The sequence below is a fragment of the Simkania sp. genome (assembly GCF_965215465.1).
Taxonomy (GTDB): domain Bacteria; phylum Chlamydiota; class Chlamydiia; order Chlamydiales; family Simkaniaceae; genus Simkania.
This window is the reverse complement of sequence record NZ_OZ244056.1, coordinates 1,624,868-1,645,544: the sequence shown is the minus strand read 5'-3', so window position 1 is coordinate 1,645,544 and position 20,677 is coordinate 1,624,868. Positions and strand designations below refer to the sequence as shown.

Annotated in this window: 22 protein-coding genes; 6 read left to right on the top strand and 16 right to left on the bottom strand. The window is 42.9% G+C overall.

Annotated elements, in window-relative coordinates:
• Positions 1 to 124: 124 nt before the first annotated feature.
• The 6 genes from ACOOFG_RS07665 to ACOOFG_RS07640 form a co-directional block, all read right to left on the bottom strand.
• Positions 125 to 301, bottom strand: a complete 177-nt coding sequence (locus ACOOFG_RS07665) for a hypothetical protein (protein ID WP_420420891.1) — start codon at positions 299 to 301, stop codon at positions 125 to 127.
• Positions 298 to 2,190 (bottom strand): DUF3604 domain-containing protein, encoded by a 1,893-nt coding sequence (locus ACOOFG_RS07660; protein ID WP_420420890.1) that lies wholly within the window; start codon positions 2,188 to 2,190, stop codon positions 298 to 300. The genes ACOOFG_RS07665 and ACOOFG_RS07660 overlap by 4 nt, the downstream gene beginning before the upstream one ends.
• Before the next feature lie 266 nt (positions 2,191 to 2,456).
• The gene (locus tag ACOOFG_RS07655) at positions 2,457 to 3,758 is read right to left on the bottom strand and encodes a hemolysin family protein (RefSeq protein WP_420420889.1); all 1,302 of its coding nucleotides are present in this window, start codon (positions 3,756 to 3,758) and stop codon (positions 2,457 to 2,459) included.
• Positions 3,748 to 4,686: an ankyrin repeat domain-containing protein gene (locus tag ACOOFG_RS07650; protein ID WP_420420888.1), complete on the bottom strand. Its 939-nt coding sequence runs from the start codon at positions 4,684 to 4,686 to the stop codon at positions 3,748 to 3,750. The genes ACOOFG_RS07655 and ACOOFG_RS07650 overlap by 11 nt, the downstream gene beginning before the upstream one ends.
• The gene (ybeY, locus tag ACOOFG_RS07645) at positions 4,667 to 5,134 is read right to left on the bottom strand and encodes an rRNA maturation RNase YbeY (RefSeq protein ID WP_420420887.1); all 468 of its coding nucleotides are present in this window, start codon (positions 5,132 to 5,134) and stop codon (positions 4,667 to 4,669) included. The genes ACOOFG_RS07650 and ybeY overlap by 20 nt, the downstream gene beginning before the upstream one ends.
• 2 nt (positions 5,135 to 5,136) lie before the next feature.
• Entirely contained in the window at positions 5,137 to 5,295 is a 159-nt protein-coding gene (locus ACOOFG_RS07640; protein WP_420420886.1) for a small basic protein, read from the bottom strand.
• A gap of 353 nt (positions 5,296 to 5,648) precedes the next feature.
• On the opposite strand from ACOOFG_RS07640, the gene ACOOFG_RS07635 reads away from it, so the two are divergent.
• The gene (locus ACOOFG_RS07635; RefSeq protein ID WP_420420885.1) at positions 5,649 to 5,852 is read left to right on the top strand and encodes a DUF378 domain-containing protein; all 204 of its coding nucleotides are present in this window, start codon (positions 5,649 to 5,651) and stop codon (positions 5,850 to 5,852) included.
• On the opposite strand, the gene ACOOFG_RS07630 is transcribed toward ACOOFG_RS07635, so the two are convergent.
• On the bottom strand, positions 5,853 to 7,241 hold the full coding sequence (locus ACOOFG_RS07630; RefSeq protein WP_420420884.1) for a cryptochrome/photolyase family protein: 1,389 nt from the start codon (positions 7,239 to 7,241) through the stop codon (positions 5,853 to 5,855).
• 81 nt (positions 7,242 to 7,322) lie between these two features.
• Here ACOOFG_RS07630 and ACOOFG_RS07625 point away from each other — a divergent pair, with 81 nt between their 5' ends.
• Positions 7,323 to 7,928, top strand: coding sequence for a TetR/AcrR family transcriptional regulator (locus ACOOFG_RS07625; protein ID WP_420420883.1), 606 nt, complete (start codon positions 7,323 to 7,325; stop codon positions 7,926 to 7,928).
• A gap of 51 nt (positions 7,929 to 7,979) precedes the next feature.
• The gene (locus tag ACOOFG_RS07620) at positions 7,980 to 8,465 is read left to right on the top strand and encodes a hypothetical protein (RefSeq protein WP_420420882.1); all 486 of its coding nucleotides are present in this window, start codon (positions 7,980 to 7,982) and stop codon (positions 8,463 to 8,465) included.
• A gap of 13 nt (positions 8,466 to 8,478) precedes the next feature.
• On the opposite strand, the gene ACOOFG_RS07615 is transcribed toward ACOOFG_RS07620, so the two are convergent.
• Genes ACOOFG_RS07615 through ACOOFG_RS07595 form a run of 5 tightly spaced genes read right to left on the bottom strand, consistent with a single transcriptional unit; the run spans position 8,479 to position 12,791 of the window.
• Entirely contained in the window at positions 8,479 to 8,913 is a 435-nt protein-coding gene (locus ACOOFG_RS07615; RefSeq protein WP_420420881.1) for a DNA polymerase III subunit chi, read from the bottom strand.
• On the bottom strand, positions 8,891 to 9,553 hold the full coding sequence (locus ACOOFG_RS07610; protein WP_420420880.1) for a DUF502 domain-containing protein: 663 nt from the start codon (positions 9,551 to 9,553) through the stop codon (positions 8,891 to 8,893). Before ACOOFG_RS07610 ends, ACOOFG_RS07615 begins: the two co-directional genes overlap by 23 nt.
• On the bottom strand, positions 9,550 to 10,215 hold the full coding sequence (locus ACOOFG_RS07605; RefSeq protein ID WP_420420879.1) for a DUF502 domain-containing protein: 666 nt from the start codon (positions 10,213 to 10,215) through the stop codon (positions 9,550 to 9,552). Before ACOOFG_RS07605 ends, ACOOFG_RS07610 begins: the two co-directional genes overlap by 4 nt.
• Before the next feature lie 27 nt (positions 10,216 to 10,242).
• The gene (locus ACOOFG_RS07600) at positions 10,243 to 10,881 is read right to left on the bottom strand and encodes a DNA-3-methyladenine glycosylase (RefSeq protein WP_420420878.1); all 639 of its coding nucleotides are present in this window, start codon (positions 10,879 to 10,881) and stop codon (positions 10,243 to 10,245) included.
• Positions 10,770 to 12,791: a ribonuclease R family protein gene (locus ACOOFG_RS07595; RefSeq protein WP_420420877.1), complete on the bottom strand. Its 2,022-nt coding sequence runs from the start codon at positions 12,789 to 12,791 to the stop codon at positions 10,770 to 10,772. The genes ACOOFG_RS07600 and ACOOFG_RS07595 overlap by 112 nt, the downstream gene beginning before the upstream one ends.
• Positions 12,792 to 12,865: 74 nt before the next feature.
• On the opposite strand from ACOOFG_RS07595, the gene ACOOFG_RS07590 reads away from it, so the two are divergent.
• From ACOOFG_RS07590 to ACOOFG_RS07580, 3 genes are read left to right on the top strand one after another with little or no spacing between them, the layout of a single operon-like run.
• Entirely contained in the window at positions 12,866 to 13,357 is a 492-nt protein-coding gene (locus ACOOFG_RS07590) for a DUF6969 family protein (protein WP_420420876.1), read from the top strand.
• Positions 13,358 to 13,370: 13 nt separating this feature from the next.
• Positions 13,371 to 14,321 carry a YcaO-like family protein gene (locus ACOOFG_RS07585; protein ID WP_420420875.1) on the top strand — a complete coding sequence of 317 codons (951 nt, stop codon included), beginning with the start codon at positions 13,371 to 13,373 and terminating at the stop codon, positions 14,319 to 14,321.
• Complete coding sequence (locus ACOOFG_RS07580; protein ID WP_420420874.1) at positions 14,321 to 15,694, top strand: TfuA-like protein; 1,374 nt, start codon at positions 14,321 to 14,323, stop codon at positions 15,692 to 15,694. The genes ACOOFG_RS07585 and ACOOFG_RS07580 overlap by 1 nt, the downstream gene beginning before the upstream one ends.
• A 39-nt stretch (positions 15,695 to 15,733) precedes the next feature.
• Here ACOOFG_RS07580 and ACOOFG_RS07575 read toward each other — a convergent pair whose 3' ends face one another.
• From ACOOFG_RS07575 to ACOOFG_RS07560, 4 genes are read right to left on the bottom strand one after another with little or no spacing between them, the layout of a single operon-like run.
• Entirely contained in the window at positions 15,734 to 16,573 is an 840-nt protein-coding gene (locus ACOOFG_RS07575) for an ATP-binding cassette domain-containing protein (RefSeq protein ID WP_420420873.1), read from the bottom strand.
• Positions 16,551 to 17,723, bottom strand: coding sequence for an ABC transporter transmembrane domain-containing protein (locus ACOOFG_RS07570; protein WP_420420872.1), 1,173 nt, complete (start codon positions 17,721 to 17,723; stop codon positions 16,551 to 16,553). The genes ACOOFG_RS07575 and ACOOFG_RS07570 overlap by 23 nt, the downstream gene beginning before the upstream one ends.
• Complete coding sequence (locus tag ACOOFG_RS07565) at positions 17,720 to 19,816, bottom strand: peptidase domain-containing ABC transporter (protein WP_420420871.1); 2,097 nt, start codon at positions 19,814 to 19,816, stop codon at positions 17,720 to 17,722. Before ACOOFG_RS07565 ends, ACOOFG_RS07570 begins: the two co-directional genes overlap by 4 nt.
• Positions 19,809 to 20,594 (bottom strand): HlyD family efflux transporter periplasmic adaptor subunit, encoded by a 786-nt coding sequence (locus ACOOFG_RS07560; RefSeq protein WP_420420870.1) that lies wholly within the window; start codon positions 20,592 to 20,594, stop codon positions 19,809 to 19,811. The genes ACOOFG_RS07565 and ACOOFG_RS07560 overlap by 8 nt, the downstream gene beginning before the upstream one ends.
• Between the last annotated feature and the right edge of the window lie 83 nt (positions 20,595 to 20,677).

Below are 20,677 nucleotides of genomic sequence, written 5' to 3'. Positions count from 1 at the left end.
AACTGAAGAATAGTAGCCGACTTTTGTAGTTACTTATCTCAGAAAACCGGACCAAAAAAATATCTCTGTGTACTCGATGGTCTCTGTGGTGAAAATCTAGTACAAGATCTGAGTGATTTGATTCTTATTTTTTCTTTTCTGTTTTTGAACAGATCGAGCAACCATCTTTCTTTTCTGGCTGTCCACATCGTTTACACGAAAGTTTAGAGCGTCCAGTGATAAGTTTTCCGATTCCAAGGCCAACTGCACAACAGATGATGAGCAATGTCGCTAAACCTAGGGTGATGAGAAAGGTTTTCACGCTTTTTTCTTCTTTTCACTCGTTGCAGGAGGGGATAGATCAACCCAAATGGGAGAACTCCAAGCGACGTGCCCATCTTCTTGTAAGACGCGCATGTAATAATAGGTAAATGGGGGAGCATCCCCTTTAACTTTTAGGGTTGTTTTATCTAGGGGTTCTTCATCATCAATGATAAAATCGAAACAAGTTTCGTTCGGATTCATCTTTTTGTATTCTTTTCCATTACGGATGATGAGGATCTCTTTGATTGGTGCGGTTCCTACAATAAAACCTGTGATGTGACGGTTGTAGTAGAGCCCAGGCTTGGCTTTTGTGTTTAAGATCGAACCCATAGGTTCTCCGGCAACGTGAAGTCCGACAATGATGCGAGGACCAGTTGTTGCATAGCAAGACCGTTTAGCAATAGCTTGCATGAGGCCATCACGAGTTTGCGTTGCTGCAATGATTCCGGTAAGTCCGGGAGAGTATTGAGCTTGGTCGGTTTCAAAGAGCTTCGAGTAGACGCCTCTATCGTCGAGCCCCCCTGCAATAAATCCAAAACGGTGGTTTTGATTTAAGGCGCGTCTAATAGAGCCTTCGGCTTTTTCTTTGATTCCATTTTTCGATTTCGAAGTGATGGGGCGCAGGTTTCCTTCGGCTTTTGTACATTCAGAAGATCCCCAGGCATTGTAGATTTCAACTACTTTTTCATATTCGGGTGTGAAGTTTTCAAAATCAAAGAGAGTAGTTGACCCCATAGTGAAGGAGGGGATAGAAATAAAATCTTTTTGTGTATGGCTTTTGTAGATTTTTTTCAGGTTGTTAGCCTTACTTTCTTTTTTTCGCAGGAGTTGTTTGTTGTCTTTAAGGTAGACAATTTGTCTTAGGCCTTCTGAGCCAGCCCATTGGAATCCTAGAAACGTTGTAAACCGCTCGTCTTCATTAAATTCTGCGATATGGGAATGGATAGCTTTCCAGTTATCTGGCGAGGTTTCATCTTCACTTTCGAAAGAAGAAGTCGAGAAAAACTGAATCGCTTTTTCGTCACGCTGATAGCGCAGGCAAGATTCGATATTTTCGGTTGCGTCCCATAGAAGGGATTCCCCATGAAAAAGACCCCAAAAAAGCTGTCCTTGGTTTTCAGAAAAACACTTGATGGGAGCTGAGTAAAATATTTCATCGTTTGCAAGATTTTTGAGTTGAATGCGGTAAATCCCGGGCTCATTAAAGTAAAGGTTAGGAAGGTTGATGAAGCCTGTTTCAGGAACAAAGAGCTTCCAGTTGATGTTTTCTCTGAGTTTTTCGTAACTGAACTCGATAAGAGTTCCCTCTGGAGCTTTACCAGTTAAGTTTCCAAATTCATCTTCGAAGCGAACGATGACATCAAAACGTTGGTTTTTGGTCACCATCGAAGGAGCGATGATCCGAATCGAGTGAAGGTCACTTCCTCGCACGTCGAGATGGAAGACTTCTGTTTCTTTGTACTCTCCTTTTCCTTTTGGATCGACATAAAGGTAAAAAGGGCGTCGACGTAGAGTATTCGTTTGTGCGCGGTTGCCTTTCCCTTCAGTACTCTCTTCAGGAGAACCCACAAAAATTGTGATAGGATCTCCAGCTTTGACTTCTCCAGGTAGGACAAACTCGAATTGAGGCAGGCTATGTTCCGGAATGAACACTTCTTTGGCTGCCAGAGCTTTTTTACCTGATGCTTCTAGCCAAATGAGATTTTTTTTCGATTTGAGATTCGTCTGTGGAATTTCCCAGTCAAAATTGCGTCCTTTCGAGCTTAGGTCAAATTTGAGGCGAGCTCCTTTAGGGAGATCAGCACCAGGTGTAAAAATAAACTTCCAAGTTTTGGTCTCACCTGCAAGAGCGACCTTAGGTTCGGCATAACTAATAGAACGGCGCATGGGACTCCTTACAATTTGATATCAGGTAATTTTAGCGAATTTTTGATTCTTTTTCAAACCTAAATAATACCCTCGGGAGCTTTTCACCACATAGAAAGAAGATAAGAGCGGTAAAAAACGTATGAATGCTAAGTGATGCGTATATCATTTTGCCACAGAACACACAGATATCGCAGAGTGGAGCTAAAAAATCCTCTCTGTGATCTCTGTAGTGAAAAAATCGTAACCTGTTGCAATACAAAAGTTTCTTTGCGGTTGAGGGGAAGCTATTGGCCTGGAGGGATCAAAATGATTTTTTCAAGGCTTCGTTCACTGGAACTCAAGATTTCTAAATCAAAATTATCGCTGTGGATTTTCCATCCTTTAGAAGGGATGGTTCCGGCTCGGTGAAAAACGAAGCCCCCTAGTGTATCGTACTCTGGGCTTTGAGGAATGACGATTCCGAGCTCTTTTTCAATGTCGATAATGGTCATTTTTGCATCGACAATCCATCCACCTGCTGGATAGGGTGTGTAAAGCTTTTCTTCATCGACCACATCATACTCATCGGCAATTTCTCCGACGAGTTCTTCCAAAATGTCTTCAATCGTCACAATTCCTTCTGTTCCACCATATTCATCAACGACAATCGCGAGGTGAATTTGTTGACTTCGGATCTCTTGCAAAAGGTGAGAGATTTTTTTAGTTTCAGGGGTATAAATGACAGGTTTCAGAAGCTTTTCAAGGGGAGTTTCTAGAGGTGAGGTCTCTTTTTTCTCGATGCAATTAAAGTAATACTCCATCACGTCTTTATAGAGAATCACTCCGACGATGTGATCCATTGTTTCCCGGTAAACAGGGATCCGACTGTACCCTTCTGATAGAAACTTCTGAGCAGCTTCGTGAACTGTTTGATCGACTGAGAGGCAAAAAATGTCAACTCGGGGAACCATGATTTCTCGGGCAATTCGATCTCGGAATGAGGCTACGGATGTGATGAGACGCCTGTCGAGAGGCTCGAGTAGCGCACTCAGTTCCGATTCTTGAACGAGCTCTAGGATTTTATCTTTCACTTTACTTTTTGCAGGAGCGATCTTGTTTCTATAGAAAAGACATTTATGAATTTTTAAGAAGAAGAGAGTAATGGGAGAAAAAAGCACGAGGAAAAAAGTAGAGATTGGAGTGGCCAATCGGAGCATTCCAAATGGGCTGATATTAGCGATGTAGCGCATGATAAATTCCAGCACGAGGGCAATGGCTGCTGCAATGACAATCGCCAAGGTGATGTGCCAGGGGTGAGTTCCGACTTCATTAGGAAAGAGAAGGAAGTAGGCATAGTAAAAGCAAGTGGTGGCAAAGAGAATTCTTAGGAGGTATTTTGTAAAACTAAGAAGGTAAAAGATGCTGTCCCATTTTCCTGCTGGAAAAAGGCGTTTTACCATGAGGAAGAAAAAGTAAAAGTGGGGCTTGCGTTTAAATTCTTGTTTCAAGCGGATGCGGCCTAAAAGCTGCAGAGCTCTTGTGAGTCCCGTGACGAGGCTGATTCCAATGAGGAAAATCAGGGGGGTGATGAAAGATTCAAAAATCATTAAACCTGCCGGGATTATTTTGCTTCAGTTCGTAATCAGGGTTCGGATCTGCGAGAAACTCTTGGATCACTCGCACATTCGTCAGGTCTGATGGGAGCTTTCCACTTTTGGACTTGATTGTCACTTTGGCTCCATGTTTGAAGAGGAGCTTGAGGCATTCAAAGACTGCAGGAACATTCGGGTTCATGACTGCGCAGTGAACAGGAGTGAACCCCTGATACAGTCCTTCGCCTATGGTCGCATGGACATTTGTTCCTTTTTGCTCGAGGAGGAGTTTAACGACTTCTGTGCGGGCTTGCATTGCAGCATAGTGTAGAGGGATAGCCCCAATGAAATCTCCATGGGGTTGCTTGGGATGAGGATTTGTCCGAGGGTCTTTTAAGAGAAGTTCAGCTTCTTCGGCACATCCCCATGTCGCTGCGAGGTGCAATGCTGTGAGTCCGTCGGGGTTTTCTTGATTTGGATTCAGGTCGGGGTGGGACAGGATGAGCTTGATGATCTCGCTTGACCGGATGCGTATCGCCGCCATCAATGGGGTGAGATTAGAAGAGTTGACGCCATTGACTTGGATTCCTCGTTCTTTCAAAAGGACGCGGACGCCTTCAACATTATTTGTACTAACGGCAATCATAAGAGGAGTCGAAAAATAGCGGTTTGTGGCGTTGGCGTTGGCTCCAGATTTCAAAAGGAGAGAGATAATATCGGCTTTGTCTCCTCCTTTCTTAGCACAAGCAGCTAAATGGAGGGGGGTATTGTGATCTTTATCGAGATAGCGGATGTATTCAAGCTTTTTTTCTTTGAGTCCTTGCTGAACGACTTCGGTGTCTCCATTTAGCGCTGCTCGCTGGAACTCAGTCGGAGATACGCTCCAACTCAATGTGCATAACAGCAGAAAAAAAGCGGTTGCCTTAACTTTCAGAAGCTTCATCGATCAATGCATTTTGCTCTCTTAAATACTTCATACACCTTTTCTCTTCTTCTCGCATTATCTTTTCTTCATCTAAAGATAGATCATCATAGCCGAGAAGGTGCAAAAGGCCATGAATGATGTACATAGAAACTTCGTCGTAAGGAAGGAGTTTATGATCTTTGGCATATTCGATGGCCACTTCTGGGCAAACGAAAACCTCTCCAAGGACGTGGTGTCCTCCCGGATCTTCATCCGGGGCGTCCACGGGAAAGGTGATACAATCAGTTGGAGTAGGGTCTTGAAAGAACTCCTGGTGGAGCTCTGAGATGGTCTTTTTATCCACGAAGTGAATGGAGAGCTCATCTGTTTTAACCTTTTTGAAAGCGAGCATGCACTCAACGAGAAGTTGAACGCGTGCTGGAGGAATTTTTAGGGAGTCCTGCGAGTTATAGCAATTGACTTTCACTGCTATTTAACAGGTGTCTTAGGAAGACCTGTGACCCTTTTGTTCTCTCCATCTTTCCAACGTCCTAACTTGCGAAGCATATCAACGCGTTGGAAACGTTTTAGAACGTTTTGCTTTTTGCCACCTTTATTCGATTTTCCGTAACTAGGATGTCTCGACATCTTTTGCTATTGCCTCAATTATTTAATCTTTGGAATGAAGGTTCCATGAGCAACTTCGCCACTAAAGACATTCGCGTGCTCTTTAAAACCCTTAGGTAAATTATCTTTTTTTGGGCCCGTTTTTGTCGATCCATATCTCGGTTTTCTCGGGCATCTTTTCAAGCGATCTTTTTTACTCACTCTGGTCATGAAATACTCCATGTTTAGTAAGTAAATACTATACAGACTTTGTCAGAAAGATTCAACCCCGAAGTGAAGCTATGAGCGCTACCAGTAAAATATTTCCTTTAAATTAACTGTCGTTTTTTAAAATATGAATATATGTTTTGAAAATCTCTATAAAGGAGAAGACCATGAAAAAACTTGATGTTCTCGTCGCAATTTTATTGGTGATAGGAGGATTAAACTGGGGGCTTGTCGGCCTTTTTGACTTTAACTTAGTCGATTTTATTTTTGGTGGATATTACATCGACCGCGTGATTTATGTGATCGTTGGAATTGCAGCAGTTTACCAAGCAGTTGGTTGGAACGCGATCCGCAAGCGGTGGAAAAAGTAACTAACCTTTGATTTGATCAAAAGCTTGGAGAGCTTCTTCCCGGGATTGTTTGAGATCGATAATAGGCTTGGGATAAGTTTTTCCAAGCTCAATTCCAGCCTGCGTCAAAACATCTTTCGTTGCATCCCAAGGGCAAAATAGGTACTTGTTAGGGAGTTTTTTAAGCTCTGGAACATAGTGCCGAGTGTATTCACCTTCAGGGTCGAACTTTTCACCTTGGGTGATGGGGTTAAAAATTCGAAAATACGGAGCGGCATCTGCTCCTGAACCTGCTACCCATTGCCAGCTGGCACTATTGCTTGCAAGGTCAGCATCTAAAAGGTGATTCTCAAACCACTCTAAGCCTATTTGCCAGTGCAAGAGAAGGTTTTTCACTAGAAAAGAAGCCACGATCATTCGAACACGGTTGTGCATATATCCGGTTTGCCAAAGTTCGCGCATGCCTGCGTCGACAATCGGAAAACCAGTTGTTCCAGTTTGCCACTGTTTTAGATGTGGACTGTCCCACTTCCATGGAAAATGATCAAACTTAGACTGGAAGTTTTGTGTTGGCAGTGTAGGAAAGTGGTAAAGCAGATAGTAAGAAAATTCGCGCCAACCCAATTCACTTAAAAAAGAGCAGGTATTGTGGTCTTGTTTTAGAGAATTGACGACGGACCAGATTTGGTGAGGCGAAATTTCTCCGAAGTGAAGATGAGGGGAAAGGCGAGAAACGGCATTTTGAGCAGGAAAGTCCCGCCCCTCTTTATAGTATCGAAGGCCTTTGCTCAAGAATGTCTGGAATTTTTCCCACGCAGGTTTTTCGCCGATTTTCCAGTGCTTTAAAACATTTCGATCCCAGCGAACTTTAGGCAAGAGGTTTAAGAAATCTAGGCCATCATCTTTAACTGAAATCAAGTCTAGTTTCGAGGGCGGTGCGATGGGCGCTTTTGGTGGGTCAGCTAGTAAACACCCTCTTTTGTAGTAAGGGCTAAAGACTTTAAACGGGGTTCCATCGGACTTCAAGATTTCGCCGGGTTCCCAGAGGAGGAAGCTACTACATACCTGGACTTCAACCTCTTTTTCTATCTGAGCTTTGAGTTCTTTTTCTTGGGAAATTTGCCATGGCTCATAACCTTGATTCCAGTAGACTCTTTGGATGTTATGTTGTTTGACCAATTGCTTGATGAGTTCGAGAGGAGAGCCTTTAAAGATTGCCAACTTACCCTTTAGCGACAGATTTAATGATTTTAGCGAATGGTGAAGCCAAATGCGATTAGCCGCTCCTAGAGAGGGATGTCCAGGGTCATGGATATAGATCGGCAAGACGGATCCAGCCTTTACTGCTTCACATAACCCTTGGTTGTCACTAAGTCTAAGGTCTTGTTTAAACCAAAAAAGTGTTTTCATCTTTATACGTATACCCTTAAGACAGGCTTTTTATCCAGAAGTTGACAAAAAATTTGGGGAAAAGTTAACGTTGTCGAAAAAATGAACAAGGTTCAAAAAATGGTCAAAGACGCTGGCTTAAAAAAAGACATTCTCGAAAACGGATGGGCAATCCTCAACCAAAATGGGCGAGAGGCACTTCGGATGAGAGATTTGGCAAAGTTAAGTGACTGTTCTGTTGGGACCGTTTACAACCTTTATGAAAACTTAAATGAAATCATCCTGCGGCTCAATGTGCGAAGTTTGGATCAAATGTATGGCGCTTTGCACCAAGAAATGCGAAAAGAAATTGAAGTGGGAAGCGACATTCACAATGTTTTCCAAAAGATGGGAAAGGTTTATATCTCATTTGGTTTGCGCCACCCAAAACTTTGGCGTTCGCTTTTTGAAAGCGTTCCTATTGAACCCATGCCCGATTGGTACAAAGAAAAAGCTCAAAATGGGCTCTATGTGATCGAGGCAGCGGTTCAAAAGAAGTTTGGACTCTCAGAAGGTGAAGCGAATCAGCTTGTCAATTTCTTTTGGGCGGCAATGCATGGGATGACTTCTATTCTAATCAACAGAAAGATGGAGGCTTTGAATGAATCAGCAACGGAGGCTTTTGTAACCTCTTATATAGACCACTGTTTACGTGGTTTCATCCAGTAAATTTTTTTTAACTAAAAATGAACAACGTTCAAATCGAACAAGGAACTGATTATGAAGATTTTAAAGAAAATGATTATCGCATTACTACTGGGCTCTGCCACAGCTGGACTCTACGGAGAAGAACAAGTGACAAACAGCTATAACTATTCAGCATTTGGGGCAGGTCTTCCCACAGTTCTATCTGTCAAAATTGGACATAGAGAACAGGTAGGACACCATGGATTTGAATATGGAGTGGGGATGACGCCGCTCATTGTTGTAACGGAGTTTCATGGCTTCGCCAGTTATCTCTACTATCCCAAACCCGATTTAGATTCTCAAACCTATTTAGGTGTGGGGCTCAAAGCAGGAGGATTTATGAGAAAACACCATGGAAAATTTGGTTATGTGGCTCCGGGATTTTTGATAGGAAAGGAGTTTGTCACAAACACTGGTAGCCGGCGCTTTATGCAAGTGGCGGTTGGTGTTGGAGCAAAGACGAAAAAAGGGTTTAAGAACTTTTCGTCCATAAGCTTCACCTATGGTTTTGCCTTTTAAACCCTGGAGTGGCTTAAAGCGAGATGATTTTATAACCATGGGTTTTGTAGGCATGGTAATGCTTCTGAGCGATGGTGTTTTTCTCAGTCGAACTTAGATCTTCAAAGGTATAGATTGTCGTGAAGTGAGGATTTAAGATTGGCTCCCCTGTAAGGTTAAAAATGCTGCGGGCCTCATTGGGATTTTCTTCAGACGAAGTGAGAACAATCAGGTCCTCACAGGGGGTGTCTTTAATAACGTGAGGAAGAAAGCTATCTTGAGGCATACGCCATAGAAGGAGATCGAGGTATTCTAAGGCCTTTTTGTGTGGCAGTTTAAAAAGGAGAGGCTGTTTTTTTTCAAAGTATTCATGTGCCACGCTGACGATTCGGGTCCGCTTCATTTGGTCACTTGTGACTTGGAAGAATGTGACCCGATTCGTTTTATTAGGTGTCTTCGGATTCGTCATTTTTTTGGCCTGGCTGAAAGATTCCACATGAGAGAAGAAATTTAAACAGATCTTCTGTCTCAATATCCACTGTTTTCACTTCTTTATCAGAATACATGAGAAGAAATCCCGAAATAGGGTGAGGGGCGGTTGGGACGAAAATCGATTGAAGGGTGGTGTCTTGAACACGTGGATCTTTGTTATCTGTCACTTCTTTGGGAGGGTCACCGGAGAGGAGCCCAAGAGCATGAGTTTTTTGATGTGGAAAGGGGACGAGGGCTGTTCCTTTGAAGAGCTTTTTCTTTTCTTCTGAAAAGACGTTTTTCGTGATGTCACGCGAAATTCGGTAGATGGTTTTGACGATAGGAATTTTTGTGAGCAGGCGGTTTGTCAGTTTTAAAACCCAAGAAAAGAAGATGCGGCGTCCTAAGACACCAAGAATGAGGATGAGTATCACAAAGAGAAAGAGGACAATGAGCCTGCTGACAACAACGAGAAGGTAATGATGCTCTTCTGCTATTTGCCCTCCATAATAGGTAATCATTTCTTCAACAAGCCCTGTGAAGGGGGCAGTTAGAAGGTCGATCACAAACACGACAACGACAACGGTGATGGTAATGGGAAGAAGGGTAGCGAGCCCTGCGATAAAAGTTTTCTTCATGTAGCCTTAGTGTCGTTTGGTACGGGGACTGGATATTCAGGTGTAATGACTCCGCACGAAACGATATATTTGATGGCGGCTTCGGGTTTTAAGTCGAGGTAAATAAGATCTTCTTTTTTATACATGAGAAGAAAGCCAGTTGTCGGGTTGGGTGTTGTGGGGACAAGAACCGAAACCATCGGAGCTTTTGCTTTTTCTGAGCAGATTTCTGGAGAGTCACGGGAAACGAGCCCCATCACATAGGTTCCATCTTTGGGAAAGGGCACCATCACGACTTGCTTGAATGAGCTTTTATCAGTGACGAAAATCGTTTTGATGATTTCTTGCGTGGTTTTGTAGACCTTGTTGATGAGGGGGATACGGTGAAGGACTTTATCACTCAAATTCAGCAAGGCTTTGAAGAAAAACCAACGGGCGATCATTCCCAAAAGGAGTGTGAAGAGAAAGAGACAAATGAGAATCAGAAATTTACTTCCGTACAAAACGACTTGTTCTGGAGAGAGGAAGAGAAATCCTTTGTTCAGGATATCGAACTCTTTCAGAAAACTGACAACAAGACCAATAAAGGGTTTTGTCAGAAAATTAACAATAAAGACAACGATGGCGATGGTGACAGCAAGGGGAAGTAAAATCACCAAACCAGTAATGAAGTATTTTTTCATATTGATATTCTCCGTAATCCTCTGATCTTATGGGAAAAAAATGTTATTTGGCAAGTGGAACCGCCAAGGGAGGAGGGCGTGTTCTTCTGCATAGTCAATTCCAATACGTGGAGAAGATAGGATATCTTTTTTTTCGATGAGGAGTCCTCGGTCTTCAAGCCAAATCGTTGGCCCTGTAAGAGAGGTTCCCGAATGCTTTGTTTGGATTCCTAATGCTTGAGAGAGAGAGCCTGGTCCCGCTGTCAACGTCTTGTCGAGATTGTTTTTTTTTCTTCGCTTAAGCATTTTTTCTATTCCATGTGTGGGAAAGATGGCTCGGATGAGAATTGCGTGGGGAGTTCCCTCTGAGTGGGTGACAATATTGAAGAGATGGTGCATGCCATAGCAGAGGTAGACATAGGCGGTTCCTCCTGCTCCAAACATGACTTCTGTACGTTTAGTTCGCCGGTTTTGATAGGCATGGCAGGCTTTGTCTTCTGCTCCTTTGTAGGCTTCGGTTTCAGTGATGACCCCTCCTGTGAGGGTGCCCTGAAACTCCGTAAAGAGAAACTTTCCTAAGATTTCTTGCGCGATTTGCGTGACGTCTTCTTTTTGGAAGTACGTTTGCGGTAGAACTTCTTGTTTTTGGACTTTGGCTGTTTCGAGGCGTCTTGCAAAAGAATCCATTTACATTCCAAGGTGATCAAATCGATTTCAGATAATACGATTTCTAACGGGTCACCCATTTTAAATGATTTGCCAGTATTTTGTCCTATGAGAGCTTGAACTTTTTGATTGAATTCATAGTAATCATCGCGAAGATCGGAAAGATGAATGAACCCTTCGAGTTGGAGGGGTTCGACTTCAAAGAAAAATCCAAAGGGTTTGATTTTACTAAGCACCCCTTTGTAAATGCGACTCGGGTCTTCTTTTTGGTAAGCAGCAAGCAAGCGCAATTTTTTCATGAGGACAACACTGACTTCTGCTTTGAAAGAGGTACGTTCTCTCTCAGAGCAAGTACGGGAAATTTCTTCAAGATTTGGAGGAGGAGTCTTGTCAAAGAGGAGGCGATGGATAACGAGGTCGCTATAGCGTCTGATGGGACTTGTGAAGTGGCAGTAGTTCTCGAGAGCTAAACCGTAGTGACCAACATTTTGATGGGAATAGACAGCGAGTTTCATGCTCCGAATGAAGGCAACGGAAAGACGCTGAATGTGCGGCGTTTGTTTTGCAAGGGTGAAGAGTTTTTGGACATCTTCTTGGGTGGGCTTTGCTTTGAGGGGAAAGCCTAGTGAGCGGGCAAGTGCGTAAAATTCTTCGAGGTTTTCTTGAGAGGGAACTTCGTGAATGCGAAAGACGGCAGATTCACTGCGTTTCACAAAATATTCAGCCACGATTTCGTTGGCCTTTAACATGAATTCCTCAACGAGTTGGTGGGTGATGTCGTATTCGACAACTTCGTAGCCGTACGGTTTCCCTTTTTTATCAACTTGAATGACCACTTCGGGAAGGGCTAAGTCGACAGATCCTCGTTCAGAGCGCTTTTTCTTGAGGAGCAGGCACAGCTCTTCCATGAGTTGCAGAGTTGGCAAATAGGGGCTTTTACGTTTGCCGTCTAAAACTTCTTTTGCTTCTTCATAGGTGAACCGTTTTTGGCTGTAGATATAGGCTTTTTCTATTTTGGAACGAAGTTGGTTTCCTTCTAGGTCAAAATCGACGAGAACAGAGATGGTCAAGCGGAGTTCTTTTTCTTTAAGGCTGCAAAGGTGGTTGGATAAAGCTTCGGGAAGCATGGGAATACATTCACCGGGAAAATAGGTCGAATTTGATCGAAGTTTAGCTTCTTCGTCAAGAGGGCTTCCTTCTTTCACATAGTGGGAAACGTCGGCAATGTGGATGGCAAGGTGATATCCTTTTTCATCTTTGGAGAGAGAAAGGGCATCGTCAAAATCTTTCGCAGTGGTGGGATCAATTGTAAAGGTTTCGAGGGTTGTGAGATCGAGTCGCCCTTTGAGGTCTTCTTTAGGAACTTTTTTTGGAAGTTTTTTGACGAGCTGGAGAAGCGGTTTTGGAAACTCGGAGCGGATGCCAAAGTCTTTGACGGCTGCGGGAATGTCGGATTCTGTATCATAGATGGTGCCGATCTTTTCAGTGACTTCGCAAAGAACAAGAGCATTTTCATCTCCCCAGTCGAGAACGTTTAAAAGGAGGCGGTCTCCTATTTTGTAGGAGATGCCATTCTTTTTATGAACAAACGCGGATTTTGCTTCTCCCAAAGACTGAACATAGAGGACGTAGTTACCCTTGGGGTTGATGATCCAGACAATCCCAACAAGCTGTTCTTTGGCCCTTTTTGTGATAGATAGAACGTATCCTTCTGGTCCTTTTTCGCTTTTTTTATCTGAGTTAATGGCGATTTCGACAAGGTCTCCATCAATGGCATTTTTTTTTAGGTGCTTAGGAATGAAAACATCTTCAGGAAAATTTTCAGGATCGCTTGGGGTCACAAACCCAAAACCTTTCGAATGAATATGAATGGTTCCTTGAATGACTGGATGGTGGGGTGAGGCAGTTTTGCGCGGTTTGGGCTTGGTCATTAAATTTTTTATTTCTCTTAATCGACACTCCTAATTATGATTGTATCTAATTAGATTGAAAATCGCAAATTTCTATGAAACGGCATTCAGATGAGCGACTCTTGAAGATGTATTTGGCGGGACGGGAGATTCTTGAGTGGAATAGGGTCCTAGAAAAAGCAGGTTCTCATGTCGTCCATGAATTGCTGAAAGGGCAGGGAATGTTTTTAGGGATGGAGCATTATCCAAAGCATGATGCTTATGACAATGAAACCTTTGCTCAGTATTATTACCATTCTCATCGAAAGGAAGAGCATGGGCACTTTCATCTTTTCTTAAGGCAGGGAGGAATGCCTATAGGAGTCTTGCCGAAGTATTATGATGGGAGAAATGATACCATGAGTGATACAGACACATTTTCCCATTTGATTGCAATTTCCATGGATGATGAGGGGTATCCGATTAAGCTTTTTACAACAAATCGTTGGGTCACAGGTGAAGACTGGTACCGCTCAGAAGATGTGTGTAAGATGATCGACCGGTTTCAAATTGAACACACCCATCCGTCCTGGGTGACGAACAGATGAGCTTTCTAAAAGAGTGAAAACGATCCCAATCGACAAACTCCCACTTAGGAAAAAATCTCTGTTCCATCCGGACTGGCCTGAGAGATGGGCCCTTGGGTGGGACCTCTTTAATCAAGAAGAAGTTGCCGCACCGTTGTTTAGTGTGATCCATAATTACAAACTTGACAGACAAGAGCCTTCTGAGCTCCACTCTTTTGAAATGACCTCGAATGGTTTAGCTTCGGGAAATCACTTTTTAGAAGCTCTTGCATCAGGGATCTATGAACTCATTGAGCGTGACGCGATCACATGTCGCATGTTCGCTTTTGAGACTGTCAAAGTTCCCCTTCCAAGGGTGAGGCTGGAGACGATCCGTTTTCCAAAAGTTCAACAGGCGATTCAGCAACTGAAAAGAGCAAAATTTCAGGTCCTCCTTTATGATTGCAGTCTAGATACTGCTGTGCCAGTTTTTATGGCGACAATTTACGACCAAGCGATGCGTCATACACGTTTATCTCAAGGATATGGTGCTCATCTCGATCCCGAAGTTGCGATGATCCGCGCCATTACGGAAGCCGTTCAAGGAAGTACCATTGGAATTGCGGGCTCAAGAGATGACATGTTTTTCTCACAATTGAAACAATCTGATTCGGTGCAGACCATCAATGCACTAGAAAATCAGCCGGCGACAGTCGATGTTTCTCAATTAGACTCAGAAGCCACCTCGACTCTTGAAGAAGATGTTTCTCTACTGATGAAAAAAATCAAAAAGGTCGAAGTTTCACAACTGATTGTTTTCGACTTAAGTCAAGAAGAGCTTGGCGTTTCAGTCCTTCGAGTGATGGCTCCTGGGTTAGACGGGTATTTTTCACATGTTGTTTCGGCCCACCGCGCAAAGACCTTTGCCGAGAAACAAAAGTCTTCTGCTAGTGAAGACCTTCTTTCTCTTAAACAAAGCTTACATCTTCCTGCAGGAGGGATCTAATGAACTTTAAACCAGATGAAATCATCATTTTTCTTGGACCTTCTCTCTCCCTTGAGGAAGCTCAGGGGATTCTCGAAGCGCGCTACTTTCCTCCTGCTAAGCAGGGGGATATTTTGAGTGTCACAAATCGATTTCAACCGAAGGTTATCGGCCTGATCGATGGTTTTTTTTCTCAGTCCCTTTCTGTATGGCATAAGGAGATTCTTTATGCTCTAAGCTCTGGCACTATTGTTCTAGGGGCAAGTAGTATGGGCGCTCTGCGAGCTGCTGAAACAGCTCCGATGGGAACGATAGGAGTCGGTGAAATCTTTAAGCTGTACCAAAGTTGGGAAATCAACGATGATGACGAGGTTGCCTTAATTCATGGACCTGCAGAAGAGGGGTATCTTGCCCTTTCTCTTCCGATCATTAATGTCCGTTTCACTCTAAAAAGAGCTGCAAATGAGGGGAAACTTTCCGAGGATGTTGCTGCGCAGTTTTTAGAAATCACCAAGTCGATTCACTATTCAGAGGTGGATGCTTTGAGAATTTGCGCGGAAGCAAAGAAACGAGGAATCGATGAAGGAACGATAAGCAAAGTTTCTTCTGTTCTCAGAGATCACTATGTGGATCAGAAAAAAGACGATGCGCGTCTTCTTTTGCAGCAGGTAAAGTCTTTGACTCAGGAAGATCTTCCTGAGAAAAAGCCCTATCCACATAGCAACGTTTTTAACGTGCTCTACGAATGCGATCAGCGACCAATATATCCAGAATCTGAGGTGACTCCTAAAGAAATTGCGCACCATGTTGCTCTTCACCATCCACAATTTCAAGAGCTTCAATTTCAAGCTCTGAATCAATCGATGGCATGCTTCCTTGCGGACCTGTTAAAAATTCAAGTGTCTCCTGAAGAGATTGACAAAGAAAAAGCCCGGCTTTTTTTCCGTTTAAAACTTAAGACTTCTGCAAATCAGGAAGAATGGCTTCAAAAGAACCATTTCACAAAAGAAGACTTTGAAGATTTTATTGAAGAAAGGGCGAAAGTGAGAAAATTGCATCGCGCGATGAATGTTGAATCGGTGCCAAGAAAGCCGATTACGGCGCTCTTAAAAGAACTAAAGTGGAATAACACATATGAGACTTGGGCGGGCAAAAGTGTCTGCCAAGAAGATATGCTCAAGAAAAAAAGCGATTGCTACTACGAAACAGAACATGAAGAATTGCAAGGTGAGAAGCTTATCGAAACCCATCTGAAGGAAACCCAATGGAGTCCTGATATTCCCTATCAAGAATGGCTATCCGAAGCGGGGTTTGAAAATCTTCTCGAGTTAAAGAATGAAATGGTTCGTGCGAAATTTTCTAGGCGCGCCCTGAGAGAGCTCTTATTTTTTTAGTTTAGGGACACGCCCTAGATAACGCCTCTTTAGGATCGACTAACTCGTGACAACGTTGTCTAAATAGATCACTCGATCGACGATGTTTTTGAAGGGCTCTGGATCCTGAGTTGTGAAGATTTGCGTAATGGGAAGTTTCTGAAGGTTTATGAGGATGTGCTCTCTTGATTGGAAATCAAGTAGGCAAAAAGCTTGATCAAGCAAAAGAAGGGAAGGGTTAGAGGCAAGGGCTCGAGCTAGTAGGAGGCGTTGTCTTTCTCCTGAAGAGATAGAAGTTCCTCGTTCAGGTAGGAGTGTTGAAATTCCCATGGGATATGTCTCTAAATCTTTTTGAAAGCCTGCAAGTTCACTTGCCTTTTCAATTTGCTCCATAGGAAGCACTTTTCCTATTGTGATATTTTCATAAATTGTTCCGGCGAAGATTCCCTCTGTGTCGAAAACAGTTCCTATGCTTTGACGTATTGTTTTTAGATCTAGATTTTCTAGAGAGTGGTCTCCGAAAAAAACAGTACCGGAATCAGGATGTTCCAACCCTAAAAGAAGTCGGATTAAAGTCGTTTTTCCACAGCTGGGAGGCCCAACGATCGCAACTTTCTCTCTTGGAGCGATCTTTAGGGAAAGATCTTGGAAAAGAGAGGTGGAACATTCTTGATATTGAAACGAGACCTTTTCTAAACGAATCGTTTCTTTGCCAAGATTAAGATTGTGGACTTTGTGGGGAGAGGGGGTAGCTTCGTGGAAGATTTTTTCAGATTGTTCTAAAAGACGCATCGAGTTGTTGATTTGCAGGAGCATGTGAGTGAGGGTGTCGAGTGTCACACAAAGGGCTAAGAGAGCGAGATAGAAGGCGAAAAAATCACCTAGACGAGTCGTAGTCAAAGGTGATTCCTCCCAAGATGAGCCATAGGATAGTGAGAGGGAGAGCCCAATAAATCAGTGTGAGAGATATCTGAGTGTTTCCAATGATCCTTTTTCTCAAGAGGTTTTGTTTGAGGTGCGTTTCCCACCGCTTATAAATGGTAGATTCTTGTCCCCATGAACGGATGTTTGTCATCCGGCTGAGAGATTCACTGAGAAAGGCTCTCGACTCTTCTTCTTTTTTCTGAATTCTTTCTTTGACTCGGTGCTTTGTGTGAATCAGATGATAGACATGCCAAAATGCCCACCCTAGGAAAGGCACAGAAATCAGTGTGAGAGGAAGAGAAAAAATTGCCATGAGGAGGAGATAGAGAAGGGAAAAACAACTAGAAAATAGAATTTGGGGAGCGAGGTGAAAAGCACCTTGCCGTATTGTTTCAAGGCCCATGATTTTTTGAAAAATTGAAAGTTTGGCTTCTCTTTTGAAAAAGAAAGCTGGAAATTCAAAGATCCGTTGCCACAGCATGGGCTGCATACGATGCGCAAAAAAACCATCGAGGCGAAGTAGTCTTTTATTGCGTAAATAGATGAGAATGGCTGCCCCGAAAGCAGCTATGCCTAAACCGATTGCGAGAGACCATCCTAGTCCGGCGCTTCCTTTGTCATGAACATGGTTAAAGACCCATTGCACAGCTAAGAGCGGCAGCAAAGCAAGCAGGGTGCCACGCAGGGATAAAAAGGCGATCATCCCCATTTCTTTTTTCTTTTCTTTAACAACAGAAAGCACAAGCTCTTTGAGCCCGGGGACTTTTTTGGGCAGGAGAGGATAGAAGCAAAATCCTTTGTTTTCTATCTGAGCCGCTTCCTTTTTTCCTAGAGGTTTAGACCGCCTCTTTTTTGCGGAGAAAATCCGATATTTGCCAGAAAATGTAGGGAGAAGGACCAAGGGTTTTTGGGTGTTTTTCTCGAAGACTAGAAGAGGGGTCGATCCTTGCTTCCACCACTGATTTTTTAAAGAGATTTTTCCCATTGGAATGTGGGAATGGGAGCTGATTTGTTCGACAATTTCTTCTTTGGTTTCCCCGACTTGAGGAGGAGCAGTAAAATGGAGCTTATGGGGTTTTCCTAAAATGTTGCAGGCCGTAAGAATCTCTTCTTGAGACGTCGTCATACGAGTTCTCCTTGATCTAGATGGAGGACTTTGTCGCATTTGTCTAGAAGGAAGCTATCATAGGTAATGCATAAAAGAGAGCACTGGACTTTGCGAAGTTCTTCGATCAATTTTTCTTGCTGAGAGTGTGGTAGGGCATAGAGACCATGATCGATGATGAGAAGTGAAGGGTTTTTCAAAAAGATGCGAGCGAGATCAAGCTCTTGCTTTTCGCTACGAGAAAGGTTTTTGCCTTCTTCCATGATCCAGCGATCGAGTTGGAGAGAGCTGCCAATTTTTTCCCCGACTTCGTGCAATGTTTCCTCTGTAATGTCGTGATTCCAAAAAGTCAGGTTATTGCGCAAGGATCCAAGAAAAAAAATGTTTTCATCACCGATCCATGCGATAGACTTTCGAAAAAACTTAGGATCGATTTCTTCAAGAGAGTTTCCTCCATAGAGAATTTTTCCTTTCGAGGGGTGATAAAGCGCTGCAGCGAGTTTTCCTAAGGTAGATTTACCCGAGCGAGTCGGACCTGTGATTCCTATGCATTCATAGGCGTTTAAAGCAAAAGAGATGTTTTTCAAAAGAGGAGGAGCATGAGGGTAATAGCTATGGCTCACATCTTGAAATTCTAAGGTGTTGATGGGACTTTTTTTCTCACGTTCCAAAGTAAAAAATTTGTCGGTTGGCGTGTGTGTTAAGTCGTTCACCCGACAGACGTTTCTTCTCATCTGATTGATCTTTTCCGTCAGGGAAAGAAACTTGCCTAAAGGAGCTAAAAAGAGAATTAAATAAATTTGAAGTGCAGCGAGTGTTCCGAGTGAAAGTTTTCCATAGAGAATTTGGTGAGTTCCAATTCCAATCAGCAAGGCCGTCGAGAAAAATTTAATAAAAAATGGAAACAGGAGAAGAAGCCGCTCTTTTTTACCAATTGTTTGGTCGGTGTTTAATAAGTAGGTGTAATGTTTGATCCATTTCTTAAAGAAAAATTGCTCTGAACCAGCGGCTTTGATCGCATCAATCGAGTGCATTTGCTCAAGACTTGCTTCTTCGCTCTGATTTCGAGCTCTTTCCCAAGTATCATAGAGAGCTAGTCGGCTACGAGAAACGGTTTGCATGATAAGGAGGCTTAAGATAGCTCCTAGAAGCGTGACAGAAGAGACGAGGGGACTATATGTAAACATGATAGCCGCATAAAAAAGGGAGAGAATCAATTGAATAAATGTCGGAATGACTTCTTCGTAATAGCTTTGACTGAGCTTTCCAAGTTCTTCAATTCGCTGCGCCATTTCTCGGGGATCTCTTTGCCCAAAAAATGTAAGGGGAAATTTCATCAGTTGAAAAAGGTGTCTTGAGGCAATATTTTCCGAAATTTTGTGCGAAATTTTTTTCAGAAAGAAGCTATGGAACGCAGTTAATGCAGCGCCAAGAGCAATGGCAAAAGTCAAAAATCCAAGACTTTCTATTTTCCATTCAATCACATTTGAATAATGCATGTGATTGATAAATATCCGTAAAATAATGGGAACAACCAAAGTTGGTAAGAGGAGGAGAAGCCCACTAATCAGTAAAAAAAGATGGGTAGAAGAATGATTTCTCCATTCGTCTTTGAACCGTCTCAAGAGTCCGAGTCTAAACGGAGACCGTTCAAAATTTTCTGTGAACTCAAAAAAGATTGCAATTCCACTAAAATATGATTGAAATTCCTCTTTTGTATAGACAATCGGACCATGTTCTGGGTCGTTGATGTAGACTTTATTTTTTTTGATTTCTTCTAGAACAACAAAATGAGATCCTCTCCAAAGCAAAATGGCTGGCTTTTTGTGTTTTTCGAGATGGAAGAGCATTGTGCGCATGCCTGTGCCTTTTAATCCATAAAACTTTGCAGCTTCAATGAGGTTGGCAACACTGCTTCCATCACGAGATACCGCGCAACGATGGCGCAGTTCCCGGAGAGGGAGAAATTTGCGGTAGTAACCCAAAATAATTCCAAGAGATGCAGCACCGCACTCGATGGCTTCCATTTGCAACAGAAGTGGAGTGCGCACTCTCCAGGAAGAAGGGTTGCCTATGGAAAAAAAACGACCAAACTTCTTTAGAAAATTACTCATCATCACCCAAGTTGAACAGGTAAGAAATGAGTCTATTTTTTTTCAGAGTGATCTTAAAGTCACAAGGAGTTCCTAATTGAATGGGAAAAGGAGGACCTTTATCTGAAGTCCATGCGTATCCACTTTCTGTGTCTGGATCTTTGATGAGATCAATGACAACTAACTTAAAAAAGTCTGTTTCATGAGATTTGTTTATGAGATGAGCAAGGGGAAAACGCCACAGTCCTTCTTTTTTCCAAAAAGGAATGAGTGCGGACACCTTTCCTTTTATTCTTCCGTATTCAACTGGATTAGCTCCCGTGAGATAGACCTCAACATCCATGCCTATTTTGATTTGCTGAGCTGAAAGAGAGGGAACGATTCCAGAAACCTGCAGCCCTTGATTTGGGGAAAGAGGCTTTTGAATCCACAAAAGAGGCTGGCCACGCTCTACGTTTTCTCCTTCCACAATGTCCAATGAAAATGCCTCACCCTTGATCTCTGAACGAATGACAGTTTGTGATGGATCGATCTCGACAAGAGGGGTTCCCTTCTCAACTCTTTCTCCCCAGTACGTAAAAACACTTGTGACGGTTCCTGATAGGGGCGCTCCAACGGCAGTTGTTTGACTAGGATTAAAGACAAGTCCTTCACCTTTCACCCTGATTGGTACGTAAGTGAAAATAGAGTAAATAATCACGGCGAGAAAAAGCGCGCAGAAAAAGGAAAGAACCGCCCAATTCATGGGCGAAACGAGAGTTAAAGGTTGATGTTGGTCTTCGTCCAAATATGATGCCATACTTGGGAAATATCATGTCTTAGATAGTGTCGTCAAATACTATCCCACACTGTTAGCATTTATCTGTTTAAATTTATTTTTAT